The sequence below is a fragment of the Faecalibacterium sp. Marseille-Q4137 genome (assembly GCF_017377535.1).
Classification (GTDB): Bacteria; Bacillota; Clostridia; order Oscillospirales; family Ruminococcaceae; genus Faecalibacterium; species Faecalibacterium duncaniae.
This window is the reverse complement of sequence record NZ_JAFREK010000013.1, coordinates 1-16165: the sequence shown is the minus strand read 5'-3', so window position 1 is coordinate 16165 and position 16165 is coordinate 1. Positions and strand designations below refer to the sequence as shown.

At 60.8% G+C, this 16165-nt stretch carries 19 protein-coding genes, 3 tRNA genes and 1 riboswitch; of the genes, 18 read left to right on the top strand and 4 right to left on the bottom strand.

The genetic code is table 11. From position 1 onward, the window contains the following. Positions 1-4 precede the first annotated feature (4 nt). The 17 genes from J3353_RS06980 (at position 5) to J3353_RS06900 (ending at position 12571) form a co-directional block, all read left to right on the top strand. A complete protein-coding gene (locus J3353_RS06980; RefSeq protein ID WP_097771015.1) occupies positions 5-622 on the top strand; it encodes an MBL fold metallo-hydrolase in 618 nt (205 codons plus the stop codon). 18 nt (positions 623-640) lie between these two features. After that, positions 641-2110, top strand: coding sequence for a coproporphyrinogen dehydrogenase HemZ (hemZ, locus tag J3353_RS06975; protein WP_207684500.1), 1470 nt, complete (start codon positions 641-643; stop codon positions 2108-2110). Next, positions 2076-3014: a uridine kinase gene (locus tag J3353_RS06970; RefSeq protein ID WP_207684499.1), complete on the top strand. Its 939-nt coding sequence runs from the start codon at positions 2076-2078 to the stop codon at positions 3012-3014. The genes hemZ and J3353_RS06970 overlap by 35 nt, the downstream gene beginning before the upstream one ends. 181 nt (positions 3015-3195) lie before the next feature. Then, positions 3196-3642 carry a zinc ribbon domain-containing protein gene (locus J3353_RS06965; protein WP_097771017.1) on the top strand — a complete coding sequence of 149 codons (447 nt, stop codon included), beginning with the start codon at positions 3196-3198 and terminating at the stop codon, positions 3640-3642. A 194-nt stretch (positions 3643-3836) separates the two neighbouring features. Further along, positions 3837-4568, top strand: coding sequence for a MazG family protein (locus J3353_RS06960; RefSeq protein ID WP_207684498.1), 732 nt, complete (start codon positions 3837-3839; stop codon positions 4566-4568). Positions 4569-4607: 39 nt separating this feature from the next. Beyond that, a complete protein-coding gene (locus J3353_RS06955; protein ID WP_005933459.1) occupies positions 4608-4877 on the top strand; it encodes an HU family DNA-binding protein in 270 nt (89 codons plus the stop codon). A gap of 151 nt (positions 4878-5028) precedes the next feature. Then, positions 5029-5274, top strand: a complete 246-nt coding sequence (locus tag J3353_RS06950; protein WP_005933461.1) for an RNA-binding S4 domain-containing protein — start codon at positions 5029-5031, stop codon at positions 5272-5274. A 161-nt stretch (positions 5275-5435) separates the two neighbouring features. Then, positions 5436-5702, top strand: a complete 267-nt coding sequence (locus J3353_RS06945) for a YabP/YqfC family sporulation protein (RefSeq protein WP_207684497.1) — start codon at positions 5436-5438, stop codon at positions 5700-5702. Then, positions 5702-6172: a hypothetical protein gene (locus J3353_RS06940; protein ID WP_207684496.1), complete on the top strand. Its 471-nt coding sequence runs from the start codon at positions 5702-5704 to the stop codon at positions 6170-6172. Before J3353_RS06945 ends, J3353_RS06940 begins: the two co-directional genes overlap by 1 nt. A gap of 45 nt (positions 6173-6217) precedes the next feature. Then, positions 6218-6523, top strand: a complete 306-nt coding sequence (locus J3353_RS06935; RefSeq protein ID WP_035393978.1) for a septum formation initiator family protein — start codon at positions 6218-6220, stop codon at positions 6521-6523. 73 nt (positions 6524-6596) lie between these two features. Continuing rightward, positions 6597-7148 carry a S1 RNA-binding domain-containing protein gene (locus tag J3353_RS06930; RefSeq protein ID WP_097772496.1) on the top strand — a complete coding sequence of 184 codons (552 nt, stop codon included), beginning with the start codon at positions 6597-6599 and terminating at the stop codon, positions 7146-7148. 86 nt (positions 7149-7234) lie between these two features. Continuing rightward, complete coding sequence (locus J3353_RS06925) at positions 7235-8434, top strand: class I SAM-dependent RNA methyltransferase (protein WP_207684495.1); 1200 nt, start codon at positions 7235-7237, stop codon at positions 8432-8434. Positions 8435-8452: 18 nt separating this feature from the next. Next, the gene (locus tag J3353_RS06920; protein ID WP_207684494.1) at positions 8453-9322 is read left to right on the top strand and encodes a DUF5685 family protein; all 870 of its coding nucleotides are present in this window, start codon (positions 8453-8455) and stop codon (positions 9320-9322) included. Further along, the gene (locus J3353_RS06915; RefSeq protein ID WP_156065940.1) at positions 9319-9870 is read left to right on the top strand and encodes a hypothetical protein; all 552 of its coding nucleotides are present in this window, start codon (positions 9319-9321) and stop codon (positions 9868-9870) included. Before J3353_RS06920 ends, J3353_RS06915 begins: the two co-directional genes overlap by 4 nt. 467 nt (positions 9871-10337) lie before the next feature. Then, on the top strand, positions 10338-12158 hold the full coding sequence (gene glmS, locus J3353_RS06910; protein ID WP_181967168.1) for a glutamine--fructose-6-phosphate transaminase (isomerizing): 1821 nt from the start codon (positions 10338-10340) through the stop codon (positions 12156-12158). A 66-nt stretch (positions 12159-12224) separates the two neighbouring features. Further along, positions 12225-12299, top strand: a tRNA-Thr gene (locus J3353_RS06905). A 186-nt stretch (positions 12300-12485) separates the two neighbouring features. Then, positions 12486-12571, top strand: a tRNA-Tyr gene (locus tag J3353_RS06900). Between the two features lie 381 nt (positions 12572-12952). Here the strand turns inward: J3353_RS06900 and J3353_RS06895 are convergent. Both J3353_RS06895 and thiT read right to left on the bottom strand, forming a co-directional pair. Then, positions 12953-13028, bottom strand: a tRNA-Ala gene (locus tag J3353_RS06895). 145 nt (positions 13029-13173) lie between these two features. Beyond that, the gene (thiT, locus tag J3353_RS06890; RefSeq protein ID WP_005932129.1) at positions 13174-13746 is read right to left on the bottom strand and encodes an energy-coupled thiamine transporter ThiT; all 573 of its coding nucleotides are present in this window, start codon (positions 13744-13746) and stop codon (positions 13174-13176) included. Positions 13747-13834: 88 nt separating this feature from the next. Further along, a riboswitch (TPP riboswitch) is annotated at positions 13835-13937 on the bottom strand. Positions 13938-14047: 110 nt separating this feature from the next. Here thiT and J3353_RS06885 point away from each other — a divergent pair. Then, positions 14048-14293: a sporulation transcriptional regulator SpoIIID gene (locus tag J3353_RS06885; protein ID WP_005932131.1), complete on the top strand. Its 246-nt coding sequence runs from the start codon at positions 14048-14050 to the stop codon at positions 14291-14293. 36 nt (positions 14294-14329) lie between these two features. Here J3353_RS06885 and sigG read toward each other — a convergent pair whose 3' ends face one another. Both sigG and J3353_RS06875 read right to left on the bottom strand, forming a co-directional pair. Continuing rightward, positions 14330-15094, bottom strand: coding sequence for an RNA polymerase sporulation sigma factor SigG (sigG, locus tag J3353_RS06880; RefSeq protein ID WP_207684493.1), 765 nt, complete (start codon positions 15092-15094; stop codon positions 14330-14332). A 210-nt stretch (positions 15095-15304) separates the two neighbouring features. Beyond that, entirely contained in the window at positions 15305-15997 is a 693-nt protein-coding gene (locus tag J3353_RS06875) for a sigma-70 family RNA polymerase sigma factor (protein WP_187115630.1), read from the bottom strand. Positions 15998-16165: the final 168 nt, after the last annotated feature.

Sequence of the window (16165 nt, the reverse complement as noted above, 5' to 3'; positions counted from 1 at the left end):
GGATATGAAAGCATTTCATCTTCTCGGCGCTGCGCCGCTTTATACCAACAGCTTTGTCCTGATCTCCGATGCGGGCCATGCAGTGGTCATTGACCCTGCCGCCGAAGTGCAGGAGTACGATAAAATTTTCAAAGAGAACAACGCGACGCTCACCACCATCCTCTGCACCCACGGCCACTATGACCATGTGGGCAGTGCAGGGGTGCTGAGCCGGGAGTGGAAGGCCAGGATCTACTGTGAGCCTGCCGACTGCAGGGGCAGCCAGCTCTTTCCCCTGAAAAGCGCGGACAGCGGCTATCAGGAGGGGGAAAAGCTCACCGTGGATGAGCTGACCTTTACCGTCTGGCACACCCCCGGCCATACCGAGGGCGGTGTGGTGCTGCTGTGCGGGGACTATCTCTTTGTGGGCGATACCGTGTTCCAGGGCAGCATTGGCCGCACCGATCTGGAGGGCGGCAGTATGCAGAAAATGGATGCCAGCCTGCGCAAGCTGGCGGGCCTGCCCATCCCCAAGGAGACCCAGCTGCTGCCCGGCCACGGGGATTTTTCTACCCTTGGCGAGGAACTGGCAAACAATTTCTATATCCGCAGCGCCCTGCGCGGCGGGAATGCGGATTTTTAAGGATAAAGAGAGAAAAACATGAAGATTTATATTACCGGCCTGCCCTCCGGCTACGAGGTGGAGCATCTGGTGCGCCTGTTTTACCCTATGGCTCCGCTCACCCTTACCCCGCCGGAAGAGGGCGAGGACTGTGTCTGGGCCGAGAAAAAAGAGGATAGTCTGTACGCCATGGTGCGGGAGCAGGGCCAGAGCAGGGATGCGGCGGCTCCATTGCCCCGCCCCGTGGAAGCAGGCGGCGAGACGGTGGAGTTCACCCTTGCCAGCCTGACCTATGACCTGCTGCGGAGCTGGACCGGCATCCGACCGCCCTGGGGCAAGATGACCGGCGTGCGCCCGGTGCGGCTCATCCATGACAAGCGGGCCGCGGGCTGGACCAAAGCCGACATCGACCGGTTCTTTCTGGAGCGCTTTGACTGCTCCCGGCAGAAGTACGACATGGCCAAGGCCATCGCCGACCTGCAGGAACCCATCCTGAAGCTGGGCAGCGCCCCCAAAACGTACAGCCTGTATCTCGGCATCCCGTTCTGCCCCTCCCGGTGCAGCTACTGCAGCTTTGTCAGCTGCAACCTTGACCGGGACCGCAAGCTGGTGCAGCCCTATGTGGACTGCCTGTGCAGAGAGGTAGAGGCCATCCGGGAGCAGGCCGACAAGGCTGGACTGAAGCTGTGCAGCATCTATATCGGCGGCGGCACCCCCACCAGCCTGTCCGCTGACCAGCTCCGCCAGCTCATGGGCACGGTGCGGGAGAACTTCGACCTTTCCAAGGTGGTGGAGTACACGGTGGAGGCGGGCCGCCCTGACTGCACCGATGCCGAAAAGCTGGCTGTCATCAAAGAGTATGGTGCCACCCGCATTTCCATCAACCCCCAGACCTTCTCGGACGAGGTGCTGGCGGGCATTGGCCGCAGGCACTCGGCGCAGGATATCCTGGACTGCTATGCCGATGCCCGGAGGGCGGGCCATGAGGACATCAACATGGACCTCATCGCGGGCCTGCCCGGCGATACGGTCGCGGGCTTTGAGCACAGCCTGCGGCAGGCCATCGCGCTGGACCCCGAGAACATCACCGTTCACACCCTGACCCTCAAGCGGGCCTCCCGCATCGTCATCGAGGACCAGAAGGAGAACGACTATGCAGACGTAGCGGCCATGCTGGAAAAATGCCAGCTGCTGGCCGATGCAGGATATCGCCCCTATTACCTCTACCGCCAGAAGAACACCCTGCAGAATCTGGAAAATGTGGGCTGGTGCAAGCCGGGCCACGAGGGGTACTATAATATCTATATCATGGAGGAAGTCCAGACCATCCTTTCGGCCGGAGCAGGCGGCAGCACCAAGCTGGTGGCCGACGGTGGCCGACGGATGCAGCGCATCTTCAATTTCAAGTATCCGACAGAGTATATCCAGCGCTTTGCGGAGGTACTGGAGCGCAAAAAAGGAGTGGCTGATTTTTATGATCACGATTTGGGTCCCGAAACGTCTGGTTGAAGTCGGGCTGTACAACGTTGCCGCCCGCAGTCCGCAGGAACTTGCCGCCCTGAGTGAGCAGAGCTACCGCGACCGCGTGAAGTACGCCGCCGAAAAGGTGCGCTTTTCCGGCACCAAGATCGTCATGCTCACCGGCCCGTCGGCCAGCGGCAAGACCACCAGCGCCCACAAGCTGGCTGAGGAGCTGATCCGGCAGGGAACATACGCCCATGTGGTCAGCCTGGATAATTTTTTCCGTGGGGCGGAGTTCTACCCCCGCCTGCCCGACGGTACCCTGGATTACGAAAACCCCGATACCATGGACCTGCCCCTTGTCCGGCAGTGCCTGCATGAGCTGAGCGAGACGGGCCGGACCACCCTGCCAATCTATGATTTTGCCAACGAGCGGCGCTCCGACGAGACCGAGGCCGTGGACCTGCAGGGCGGTGTCTGCATCGTGGAGGGGATCCATGCCCTGAACCCGGAGCTCACCGGCCTTGTGCCTGCGGAGGATGTCTACCGCATCTACGCCGGCCTGCGGGAGGAATATGCCATCGACGGCCGCCGGGTCATCAACACCCAGGACATCCGCCTGTGCCGCCGCACCCTGCGGGACGCTGCCGCCCGGGGCCGCAGCCCCGAAAAGACCCTTGCCATGTGGGACCGGGTGCTGGACGGCGAGACCCGGTATATCAAGGGCTTCAAGACCACGGCGGACTTTCTGCTGGACACCTCCTTTACCTATGAGCTTGGGCTGATCTCCAGGCTGCTGGGCATCGTGCGCCGCCAGTTTACGCTGGAGGGCCACAACGCCGAGCTCTGGGACGAGACTGCCCGCCGCTTTGAGCACGTGGTCCCGCTGGATCTGGAGCTTCTGCCCGCCGACAGCATGCTGCGGGAGTTCTACGGCAGTGCCGTAAAATAAAATCGCGCTCTGCGGGGAAAATGTTCCATCCTCTTGTCCAAATGCGAAAAAACTGTTTCCAAATCCGCACGAAACTGTAAAAGTTGCGGTGGATTCGTTGCAATCAGTGCCTGAGTGCGCTATAATGAAACCATCATCTGACAGCACACACAGGGCCAATGCCCGTAAGAGAGGTGTCATTATGGATTTCAATAAGATCAAGGAAATGGGTCTGGAATATGCGGAAAAGGGCCGCAATGCCGCCATGGATCTGGCAGAGCGCGGCAGAACGCAGGCAAAGATCGTCTCGGAGCAGACCAAGCTTGCCCGGGCACAACGTCAGCTGGGTGCACTGGTCTACAGCCTGGCCAAGGGCAACGAGGAGAACCAGCCCCTTGTGGATAAGTATATCGAGATGATCGGCAGCATCGAGGCCAACCTGAACGCCCTCAGAGAGAGCCTTGGCCCCGCTGCCGAGGTCATCACCCACGATCTGGACGAGGAGCCCGCCGAGGGCAGCGGCATCACCATTGAGCTGACCGTGGAAAAGGACAAAAAGCCTGACACGGACAAAAAGACCTGCCCCCAGTGCGGTGCGCCGGTCTCTGAGGATGCGCTGTTCTGCAACAAGTGCGGCGCACAGCTGTAACCCCAAAAGCCTTGAAAGGGCGGTGTCCCCGTAGGGGGATGCCGCCCTTTCTGCACAGAAACAGGGTAAAGTGTGAAAATTCTGGAAACAATTGAAATGAAAAGCCGGAAAATGCGCTTGTCCCCTTGAAAAATCGCAGATTCTGCGGTACAATCGAGCTCAGGTTTTTGAGCAGAGGAAAGGGGAGTGCACCCATGCAGGACTGGCCCGAACGGGAACGCTACACGGCGGAGGATCTGCTGCAGATCATCCGCATTCTGCGTGACAGAGAAAACGGCTGCCCCTGGGATAAGGTGCAGACCCACGCATCCATCCGGAAGAACTTTCTGGAGGAGACCTGCGAGGCGCTGGAAGCCATTGATGCCGACGACGTGGCCATGATGCGCGAGGAGCTGGGCGACGTGCTGATGCAGGTGGCGTTCCATACCGTCATTGAGGAAGAGCGGGGCCGGTTCGATTTCGAGCAGGTCTGCCGGGAGGTGTGCGAGAAGCTGGTGTTCCGGCACCCGAACATCTTTGCCTCTTCGGCGGCTGAAAATGCCGGTATAAACAGCTGGGATGCGCTCAAAAATAAGGAAAAGGGCCGCACCACGCTGGCGGATGAGCTGAACACGGTTCCGGCCACCCTGCCCGCCCTGATGTATGCCCAGAAGATGCAGAAGCGTGCCGCCCGCAAGGGCGCGTTTGCGCAGACGGCAGAGGATGCCGCCGCTGCCCTGAAGGCTGCCGAGCGCGGCTGGGAGGAAGCGGTGCCGGAAAATGCCGCCGAGCGGGCCGGGGCGCTGCTGTTTGCAGCGGCCAATGCCATGCGGCTGGCCGGTGTGGACGCGGAAGAGGCCCTGACCTTTGCATCCGGGCGGTTCCGTCAGGAGCTGCTGCAAAAGACCGAAGATTCAGACGGGCAGGAACGCCCTGCCACTGTCTGATAGAAAAAGCTGAGTAAAATTTTGTGGAGGTACCCCATTATGACCAAGACCGATCTGATCGCACAGGTTGCAGCAAACACCGAGATGAGCAAGAAGAGCGCCGAGCTGGCTGTCAACGCCGCTTTCGACGCACTGAGCAAGGCAATGGCTGAGGGTGAGAAGATCACCATCTCCGGCTTTGGCACTTTCGAGATCCGTGAGCGCGCAGAGCGCCAGGGCATCAACCCCCGCACCCGTGAGCCCATCACCATCGCTGCTTCCAAGAGCATTGTCTTTAAGCCGGGCAAGGCTCTGAAGGATACCCTGTAAGTTTGATCTTTGCCGCCGGGGCCGCAGTGGTTCCGGCGGTTTTTTTGTAAAACCTCTCAGTCAACGCTTCGCGCTGCCAGTTCCCCTGTCCGGAGGTGCGGCGGACAAAGCGCAATGATGGAGAGGGCCTGCTTTTCTGGAGGATCATAACATGAGACTGGATAAATACCTGAAAGTTTCGCGGCTCATCAAGCGCCGCACCGTGGCAAACGAGGTGGCCGATGCGGGCCGCATCCTCATCAATGGCAAGATCGCCAAGGCCAGCCAGGCGGTCAAGGAAGGGGACATCATCGAGGTCACCTTCGGCAACCGGCCCATCAAGGTAAAGGTGCTCTCTGATGTGGAGCCCCGCACCAAGGATGTGGCCCGGGAGATGTACGAGATCATTTCGGAATAACCTCTCAGGCGCTTTGCACCAGCTCCCCTAATAGGGGTGCCAGGTTTATGCTGCTGCATCCTTGCCTCGCCTATTGGGAGGGGTGGCAGCCCGAAGGGCTGACGGAGAGGTTCTATCCCGCAAGCTGTTTGCATAACCTTCACCAGAAGGGGGAGAGGTGCATGGCAGAGCAGGCGGGGAACAGCGACCTCATCCTGGAGAACCGGGAAAAGCTGACGGTAACAGGGGTCAGGCGGGTGCTGCAGTGTAACGCGGAGAGTGCTGCCATTGAAACAGCCCGGGGCGTGCTGCAGCTGGCCGGGGCGCAGCTCAACGTGACCAGCCTTGACCTCGACAGCGGGGAAGTGAAGCTGACGGGCCGCATCGACGCGGTGGAGTATACCGCCGCGCGTACCCCGGGCGGCTTTCTGTCCCGGCTGCTCCGCTGATGGCACCGGCTCTTGCGCCCGCGCTCATCGGGCAGGAGGCGGCTGCCTGCGCCCTGCTGGGCCTTGTGCTGGGCAGCGTGCGCGCGGTGTTTCCGGTCAGGGGGCGGGCGGCGTTCCTGCCGGATATGGCACTTGTAGGGGCTGTCCTGCTGGGGCTGCAGAGCTATGCCGCCGCCCTGAGCGCCGGGGGCGTGCTGCGGTGGTATATGCCGGGCAGCGCCTTTCTCTGCGCTTTTGGGGCCGAACGGCTTCTGCGGCCTGCTCTGCAGGCACTGGAACAGGGGCTGCTCTGGCTGGCGGCGGGGCCGCTCCGGCTGGCCCGGCGGGCATTGCAGCCGCTGGCAGCAGCCCGCAAAAACCGGGTGGAGCAGGCCAGAGCGCGCCGCGCGCAAAAAAGAAGCGCAAAAAAACCGAAAAAGAACTTGCCAAGCACACGGCGGTTGTTGTATAATTCTAACGTATCAAAGTAAGAGTACAGGCGTTTCGGGCCTGCTGAGCACAGGAGGCGCTGAAAAATGGCAAATACCACCCGGAAAAAGCGCAGACGCAGCCCGTTTGTGCGGACGATCCTTCGTCTTTTCTTCATTCTGCTGCTGTTGAGTATGCTGGTGGCCTACATCTCCAATCAGGTGTCCATCAGCTCCCGGCGTGCGGAATTGCAGACGCTGAGCGAGCAGATCGAACAGCAAAAGACCCAGAACGAGGAGATGAAGCGCATCCTCAGCGGCGATGCCGACGATGTGACCGAGTGGGTCGCCCGGGATTCTTACAACTACGCAGCCCCCAACGAGCGCATCTTTGTGGATGTGACCGGCAACTGAGGGCACACCCCGCCGGGCAGCTCTGCGGACAGACCCGGTGCCCCCACAAAAAGAGAGCAAGGAGTATTGAGTTTTGGCAATTGAGGTAGGGAACGTACTGGAAGGCCGTGTGACCGGCGTAAAGCCCTTTGGTGCATTTGTTGCGCTGCCTGAGGGCAAATCGGGCATGGTCCACATTTCCGAGGTGTCCAATGAATATGTGCAGGATATCAACACGGTGCTGCACGACGGCGATGCTGTGAAGGTGCAGGTCATCAACATTGCACCGGACGGCAAGATCGCGCTGTCCATCAAGCGGCTGCTGCCGCCGGCACCCCGTCAGCCGCGCAGTGACCGTGGGCCCCGGCCCGGCGGCCCGCGCCAGAACGGCCCCCGCGAGGGCGGCCATTTCGGTAATTCCCGCGGCGGCGGACGGCCCCCTCGTGAGGGCGGACGCGGCCCTGCCCGGGATGCAGCACCCCGTGTGTGGCAGCCCAAGGCCCCGGCCAAGAGCGATAACCTGAGCTTTGAGGATATGATGAGCCGCTTCAAGAGCCAGAGCGAGGAAAAGATGGCCGACCTCGACCACGAGACCAACAACCGCCGCGGCGGCGGTTATGCACCGCGCTCCCGCCGCGGCCGCTGAGCCATAGAACGAACCTGGCCTGCCCCAGCGGGGCGGGCCTGTTTTTTGGTGGTGCGGCAACGCCCACGGACAAGAAAGGAACCAGAATGCCTGCAAAATTTGAACTGATCGCACCCTGCTTCTTTGGCTGCGAGGCAACTGCGAAATTTGAGCTGACCCGCATCGGGGCCGAGAACATCCGGGTAGGGGATGGCCGCCTGACCTTTGCGGGCGGGCCGGAGATGATCGCTGCCGCCAACCTGAACCTGCGCACGGTGGAGCGCGTGATGCTGCTCCTCAACACCTACCCCGCTTCCACCTTCGATGAGCTGTTTGACGGCGTGTACAGCATCCCCTGGGAAGAGCTGCTGCCCGCCGATGCCGCCTTCCCTGTGACCGGCTCTTCCCTGAACAGCCAGCTCACCAGTGTGCCTGCCTGCCAGAGCATCATCAAAAAGGCTGTGGTCAAGCGCCTGATGAACAAGCATCATACCTCTGTTCTGCCCGAGACCGGCGCGGAGTACAAGATCCGTTTCATGCTGCGCAAGAATGTCTGCGAGATCATGCTGGATACCACCGGCGAGGGCCTGCACAAGCGCGGCTACCGCCGCAACGCCATGGAGGCCCCCATCCGTGAGACGCTGGCCGCGACCATTGCCGACCTGGGCCGTGTCCGCCGCGACAGTCTGGTGGAAGATCCCTTCTGCGGCAGCGGCACCCTGCTGATCGAAGCCGCCCAGAAGGCCATGAACATTGCCCCCGGCCTCAAGCGCCGCTTTGCCGCCGAGCGTTACAGCTTTGTGCCCGCTTCCCTCTGGGCCGAGCAGCGCCAGAAAGCGCTGGCAGAGTCCAAGCTGGATGTGGGCTTTGAAGCCTTTGGTTACGATATCGACCCCGCCGCCGTGGCACTGGCCAATGCCAACGCAAAGCTGGCCGGTGTGGAAAAGCGCTGCCATTTTGAGGTGGCCGATGTCGCTGATTTTGCGGCAAAGCCCGAAGCCATCGTTCTGACCAATCCCCCGTACGGCGAGCGGATGAACACCATCGAGGGTGCCGCCAAGCTGGCCCGCACCCTGGGCCGGCAGATGGCCGAGCATCCCTGCGCGGGCCTGTACGCCATCACTGCCGATATGGAGTTTGAGAGCCACTACGGCAAGCGCGCCAACAAGCGCCGCAAGATGTACAACGGTATGATCCCCTGCCAGCTGTATATGTACTACGAGGCCCCCAAGTTTGAGCACAAGGCAAAGCCGATGCCCAAGCAGGGCTTTGACGGGAAGCGTACCGCCGAGTTCAAGAAAAAGTAAACAGGAGAATAAAAAGACATGGACGGTCGGATGCGGCCTTATCTTCCGGAGCTTACCATCCGGGATTATAATATCTACCAATGGTATCTGCGGGGCGTGCAGTATCAGCTGAACACGACCTACGGGCTCTACTCGTGCAGTCAGCTGCAGCACAACGGCGTTCTGTTCGCACTGCTGTCAGACAGCCTGGCCGGGCGGGAGGCGACCTGCAAAAAGGTGCGCCTGCCCTGGACGCTCTGCTGGAGGCCGATGATGTGCCAGACCCAGGGCATCCGGCTGGCCGCGCAGGTGGAGGTGCTGCTGGGCTGGCATAAGCTGCAGGACCGCCGCAGTGACGAGCTGCCCTTCAAACAGCGGGTGAAGCGCACCATCGACCGCATCCTGCTCCGCCGCGCCTATGAAAAGGCCGTGCGGGAGAACCCCGCGCTGGAGCGGCTGTTTGAACAGGAGCAGGAGCAGGCGATCGTTCAGATGAACCTGAACGCCAAGAACTACACCGAGGTTGCCGAGCCTATGAGCAACATCTACGGCGCGCTCTACTCCACGCTTGCCACCGATGAGAACAGCCAGCGCAAGAGTATGCGCTATATCGGCAGCTGCATCGGGCGGGTGTTCTACCTGCTGGATAAGGCGGGCCGTGTGGCCGATGACAAGCGGGCCGAGCGGTACAATGTGTATCTGGTCAATGGTGTCGAGGACCCCGGTGCTGCACTGGAAAATGCCCGGCGGCAGTCGCTGGCTGCGGCAAACGATCTGGTGCGCGCCTACGGGATGCTGGATGTCAAGCTGAACAAGAGCCTGATCGACAATATTATGATCCTGGGCCTGCGCCATGCGGTGGAGCCGCTGGACCCGGAGAACCAGCCCGTGCGCTGGGAGCTGCCGTGAAAGCCCGCAAGAGCTGGGCGATGGCCTACTGCGGCATGGCGGCTGCCCTGAGCGTGGCCCTGATGCTGCTGGGGGCTGTGGTGCCGGTGCTGATGTTCATTGCCCCGGCGGTGGCCAGCCTGCTCATCGCCACGGTCTGCGTGGAGTGCGGCAGGACCATGGCCCTGACAGCCTACGGCGCGGTGAGCCTGCTCAGCCTGCTCTTTGTGCCGGATAAGGAGGTGGCACTGGTCTTTGTGTTCCTGCTGGGATATTACCCGCTGGTCAAGCCCCGGTTTGAGCGCATCCGTCTGCCGCTGGTGCGGGTGCTGTGCAAGCTGCTGCTCTGCAACGGTGCCGTGCTGGCCATGTACGGGCTGGTGCTGCTGCTGGTGCCTGCGGGCAGCATTTCGCAGGAGCTGAAGACCACCGCGCTGGCGGTCTCGCTGGCCACCCTTGCCATGGGCAATGTTGCCTTTCTGCTGTATGACCGGGCGCTCCACAACCTGCTGCAGGTGTATCAGCTGGTGTGGCGGCCGAAGCTGCATAAGATGCTGGGAAAAAGATAATGGGTCAAACCCCTCAGGCGGGCTTACGCCCGCCAGCCCCCCTAATAGTGGGGCCCTTGGCATTTCGTAAAGTTTCCCTATATACACAAACTGTATTGCTCTGCCAAGGCCGCCCCTAGTAGGGGCGGTGTCATCCCGAAGGGATGACGGTGGGGGTTAATAGCAGGGCTTTGTCTAAGAGGATTCTAATTGAGAGGAGTGATGTCTACCACCAGTTGACACAAAGCGCCGGGCCACACGGGTGACAGCCGTGAGGGTGACGAGGAGAGGAATCATCGAAAAATTCGGCGGATGTTTCTCCGGCTGACCATGGGCTATACCAGCCGCAGAGAGGGGCAAAAATCGGCAGTGATACCGTAACAGATCCCCTCAAAGAAAGCCATACAAGAACATAAACTGTTACAGGAGGCTGACAGCTGTGCTGCGCGCGTTTTTTGCGCCGGGCTGTCGGCATGGAGGTGTTTTGTATGTGTGGCATTGTTGGTTATGTTGGAAAACGGAATGCACAGGATGTTTTGCTGGATGGTCTGGAAAAGCTGGAGTACCGCGGCTATGATTCCGCCGGTGTGGCGCTGGCTTTGGAGGGCGGCATCCGGGTGGTCAAGAGCAAGGGCCGTCTGGCGGAGCTGCGCAAGCGGCTGGCGGTGGAGGCCCTGGCCCGGAGCGGCTGCGGCATCGGCCACACCCGGTGGGCGACCCACGGGGAACCCAGCGATGTGAACAGCCACCCGCATTCCACGCCCCGGGTGAGCATCGTCCACAACGGCATCATCGAGAACTATGGTGTGCTGAAGGAGCGGCTCATGGCCAAGGGCTATACCTTTGAGAGCGAGACCGACACCGAGGTCCTGGTCAAGCTCATCGACAGCTGCTATGAGGGAGAGCCCCTCAAAGCCCTGCGCGCCGCTCTGGCCATGGTGCGGGGCAGCTATGCGCTGGCTGTTCTGTTCCGGGATTTCCCGGATACCCTGTTCGCGGTCAAGCGGGAGAGCCCGCTCATCGTGGGCTGGGGCGAAGAGGAAAACTTTATTGCGTCGGATATCCCGGCGCTGCTGAAATATACCCGCCGGTACAGCGTGCTGGAAGAGGGGGACATGGCGGTGGTGAACGCCGACGGTATCCGCTTCTACAATGAGTTCGCGGAGCCGGTGGAGCGGGAAGTTCTGACCGCCAACTGGGATCAGGAAGCCGCTGAAAAGGGCGGCTACCCGCACTTCATGCTGAAGGAGATCAACGAACAGCCTGCGGCCATCACGGCCACGGTGAGCCCCCGTGTGGAAAACGGTCTGCCCGACCTGCGCGTTCCTGAACTGACGGATGAGCGGCTGCGCCGCATCGGCACGGTGCATCTGGTGGGCTGCGGCACGGCCATGCACGCGGGCATGGTGGGCAAGGCCGCCATCGAGGCGCTGGCCCGGGTGCCTGCACAGGTGGAGATCGCCAGCGAGTTCCGCTACCGGAATCCCATCCTGCGGCCGGAGGATCTGGTCATCATCATCAGCCAGTCGGGCGAGACCAGCGATACGCTGGCTGCCCTCAAGCTGGCTAAGAGCCGAGGCGTGCCGGTGCTGGCCATTGTGAACGTGGTGGGCAGCAGCATTGCCCGCGCGGCGGATTATGTCATGTACACCTATGCCGGCCCTGAGATCGCTGTGGCCTCCACCAAGGCCTATATGGTGCAGATGTGCGTGCTCTACCTGTTCGCCCTGCGGCTGGCTTACGCCCGGGGAATGCAGACCGATGCCGAGATCCGCCGCCTGACGGCAGAGCTGCTCCGGGCCGGGGAAGTCATCAAGCCCCGCCTGGCCGATTGTGAGCAGATCAAGTATCTGGCCAGCCGTTTCGTCAATACCCAGAGCTGCTTCTTCATCGGCCGCGGGTTCGACTATTCGCTCTCGCTGGAGGGCAGCCTGAAGCTGAAGGAGATCAGCTATGTCCACTCGGATGCTTATGCGGCGGGTGAACTCAAGCATGGCACCATCAGTCTGGTAACAGACGGCGTGCCGGTGATCGCCCTTGCCACCCAGAAGCAGGTCTACGAAAAGACCATCTCCAACGCCAAGGAGACCAAGAGCCGTGGCGCAAAAGTCTTGCTCTTCACCACCCAGGATGCCGTGGTGCCCGATGGCGTGGCCGACTATGTGGTGCGTCTGGATGACTACGATGACCTGCTGATGCCCCTGCAGCTCATCGTTCCGCTGCAGCTGTTTGCCTACTATATGGCTGTTCTGCGCGGCTGTGATGTGGATAAGCCCCGCAATCTCGCCAAGAGCGTGACCGTGGAATAACCGTAGAATCAGAAATCAAGCCTTGCCAAACCCGCCCGCTGGTGGTATACTATTTAGGTAGCCGATGCTAGTGTGGCGCAATGGCAGCGCAATTGATTTGTAATCAATGGGTTGCAGGTTCAACTCCTGTCACTAGCTCCAAAAAGACCTCAAAACGGAAAACGTTTTGGGGTCTTTTGCTGTTATAGAAAAGAGCTTTTATTGCGGTAAAACGCAGGAAAATAGAGAACGACAGAAAAAGAGAAAATCCGTGGAAAAAGTAGTTGACAAATGCCACTTCAGATGATAAAATATACAGGCAGTCAGCGATGACTGTAAATAAGATATGGGCGTGTTCCCGAGTGGCCAATGGGGACAGACTGTAAATCTGCTGCTTTTCAGCTTCGGTGGTTCGAATCCACCCGCGCCCACCAAGAACTCCAGTATCCGAACCGGGTACTGGAGTTTCTGTTTTGTAATAACCTTCCCGGAGGCTAGGCGGGTGGATTCGAACAGCATCGACCCGCCGAACAGTCCGGCGGGGGAAAAAGCCCCTGCGGGGCTTTTTTAGATGCGCGGCTTGCGTAATCCACCCGCGCCCATAAAAGACCGTCAGCGTAGAGATACGCTGGCGGGCCTTGGCATGGAGCTGGCGGCGCGGCGCGGAAAACACTGCAAGCGTTAAATCAGATAACGGTTTCGATTGAAATCGGGGGTGTCACTGGCCCGCCTGCATGGCGAGCGGTGCACCCCTGATCTTTTTGTCGGAACAAAAAAGAAAAGCACCATACTTCCTACGAAGTACAGTGCTTTTTTGGTGGAGAATAGCGGGATCGAACCGCTGACCTCTTGCATGCCATGCAAGCGCTCTCCCAGCTGAGCTAATCCCCCACATATTCGGTTGGTGTCTTGCGACGTGAGTTATTATACCAGCTGGGCGGGCGGTTGTCAACACCCAATTTGAAAAAGTCTGCAAAAACAAAAAAGCCCTGCCGGGCACAGAGCCGGGCAGGGCGCGGAACAAAGTGAGGATGGGTTAGGCCTTTGCGTGCTGGCGGTCAAAGATCTGCGGAGCCACACGGCAGAGCAGAACGGCGGCCACCATGGTCAGCAGGGTCTCGGGCAGCATGTAGCTGCCGTTGTACACCAGGCTGTAAGTCCAGGCAGACAGGCCTTCGTTCAGGTTGCCCCAGACCAGCACACCGGACAGGAAGCTGCACATAAAACGCAGGAAGCCTGCCATAAAGGTGCCCACGGCCACGCCGACCATCCGGTTCTTGAAGGGACGGGCAAAGAACTCAGCAGTGCCCAGCGCCATAAAGGCCACCAGGTAGTCCAGCAGGACTTCACCCAGGAAATACAGGAAGGTCGGGGTCGGGGGTGCCCAGAAGCCCAGCAGCATCTGCAGGCAGCCGTTGACAAAGCCGGTGAACAGGCCCCACTTCACGCCGTGGCGGAAGGAGACCAGCACAAAGGGCAGCATGCTCAGCAGGGTAACGCTGCCGCCGTTGGGCAGGGTGAAGAACTTGATGTTGCTCAGCACGGTACCAATGGCAATCATCAGGGCGCACTCCACAAGAATGCGGGTCTTGGAATAGGTTTTTGACATGGGAGATTCCTCTTCTCAGATAATAGTACACAAAAACAAATGCACCCGCACAAAAAAGCAGGCGCATGGGCTTCGTTTGTGAAGAGGGTGGACCTTTCCGCAAACTACCTACGCCGGCATTACCCGGATCAGGTTCGAGGGTACTCCGCTCAGGTGCGGATCTCAGCTTTTCAGCGCCCCTGTTTTTATGTCCAGCTCCCAGTATAGCGGCCAGCGCCCAAATGTCAAGCCCCGGCGGGCATATTGGCGGCTGATGGCTCATATTTTTTAGGGAGACCGCAAACAGGGGAGGCGTGACCGGATGAACGTGGAGCCGGAGCAGCGTGCGGCGCTGCTGGGAGAGTACATTGCAGAGCACAGTGCCACGGTGCGGGCAGCCGCCCGGGCGTTCGGGTGCAGCAAATCAACGGTGCACAAGGACGTATCCACCCGCCTGCGGGCCGTGGATGCGGCCCTGTTTGCCCGGGTGCAGGCCGTGCTGGCCCGCAACAAGGCCGAGCGCCATCTGCGGGGCGGGGCGGCGACCAGACGCAAATACAAAAAGTAGGAGAGCGGTGCAGGGAGGCCTGTGCCGCTCTCCTGTTTATTTGTGCCGGAACTGCTCCAGCGCGGCCTTTTCCAGCCGGGAGACCTGCGCCTGGCTGATGCCGATCTCCCGCGCCACCTCCATCTGGGTCTCGCCCTTGAGGTAGCGCAGCTCCATGATCCGCTTTTCGCGCGGGGTCAGCCCGGCCACGGTCTGCCGGAACTCCAACCCACTGATCCAGCTGTCCTCGCTGTCCGGGTCGCGCACCTGATCGATGACATACATGGCATCGCCGCCATCGGTGTAAAGGGGCTCTTCCAGGCTGATGGGCTCCACCACCGATTCCAGCGCCGCGTTTACCTCCCGGCGGGAAAGTCCTGCCTGCCGGGCCACCTCGTCCACGGTGGGCTCCCGGCCCAGCTGCTTTTCCAGCGCTTCCCGGGCCTGCATGGCCTTGTAGGCGGCATCGCGCAGGCTGCGGCTGACCCGCAGGGCGTTGTTGTCCCGCAGGAAGCGCCGGATCTCCCCGATGATCATGGGCACGCCGTAGGTGGAAAAACGCACCGGCTGGGCCGGGTCAAAGTTGTCGATGGCCTTAATAAGCCCGATGCACCCCACCTGAAACAGGTCGTCCAGATTCTCCCCCCGCTGCGCGAACCGCTGCACCACGCTCAGGACAAGCCGCAGGTTGCCCTCGATCATGGCCTGCCGGGCGGCGGCATCGCCTGCCCGCGCCCGGGTGAGCAGCTGCCGCTTTTCCGTTTCTGAAAGCACCGGCAGCTGAGACGTGTCCACCCCGCATAATTCCACTTTGTTGTACATCCCCCGAACCTCCGGTTACGTTGATACCGGAAGTATGGTCACGGAACGTGCGGGGAATACGAGGAACTTTTTGGAGACTAAACCCCTCAGTCACGCTTTGCGTGACAGCCCCCCTAATAGTGGGGCCCTTGGCAGTACCCATAAAGTTACCCATTATGCCAAAGCCGCCCCTATTAGGGGCGGTGGCATCCCGCAGGGATGTCGGTGGGGTTACTCCCGCTCCAGCACCTCTTTCAGCTGACGGATGATTCGCTTTTCCAGCCGGGAAATGTAGCTCTGGCTGATGCCAAGGGCATCGGCGGCTTCCTTCTGGGTGTGCTCCACGCCGTCCACAAGGCCGAAGCGCAGCTCCATGATCTGCCGCTCCCGGGGGGCCAGCTGCTCCACGGAGCGCCGGAGGGTGGCGCGCTCGGCGGCCTGCTCCAATTGCAGGCCCACAAGGTTCTCGTCGCTGCCCAGCACGTCCGAGAGCAGCAGCTCGTTGCCGTCGCCGTCGGTGTTCAGGGGCTCATCGATGCTGGCCTCCTGCCGCCGGTTGGAGCTTTTGCGCAGGTACATCAGGATCTCGTTGCCGATGCACCGGCTGGCGTAGGTGGCCAGCTTGATGTTCCGCGCGGGTGTAAAGGTGTTCACCGCCTTGATCAGCCCGATGGTGCCAATGGAGATCATGTCCTCCTGCGGCACGCCGCTGTTCTCGTACTTTTTGGCAAGGTAGACCACCAGCCGCAGGTTGTGGGTGATGAGGTCATCGCGCGCGGCGGCATCCCCCGCCATCATCCGGGTCAGCAGGGCCTTTTCCTGTTCCGGTGTCAGCGGCGGCGGCAGGCTGGGCCCGCCGTTGATGTAGTGGGCGGCAGAAGGGGCCAACAGAAAGCAATAAAGACGGCAAAGAAGTGAAAGCAGATGATGCAAGGGCGGTTCCTCCTTTGTGAAGCCCTCTCGCGAAGAGGAGAGGTTCTGGTTTTGACAAGGGCTCCTTACTAGCGGGGGCTGAGCCGTAAGCAGCAGCTGGGGTCAAACCCCACCGTCATCCCTACGGGATGCCACCGCCCCTAGTAGGGGCGGCCTTGG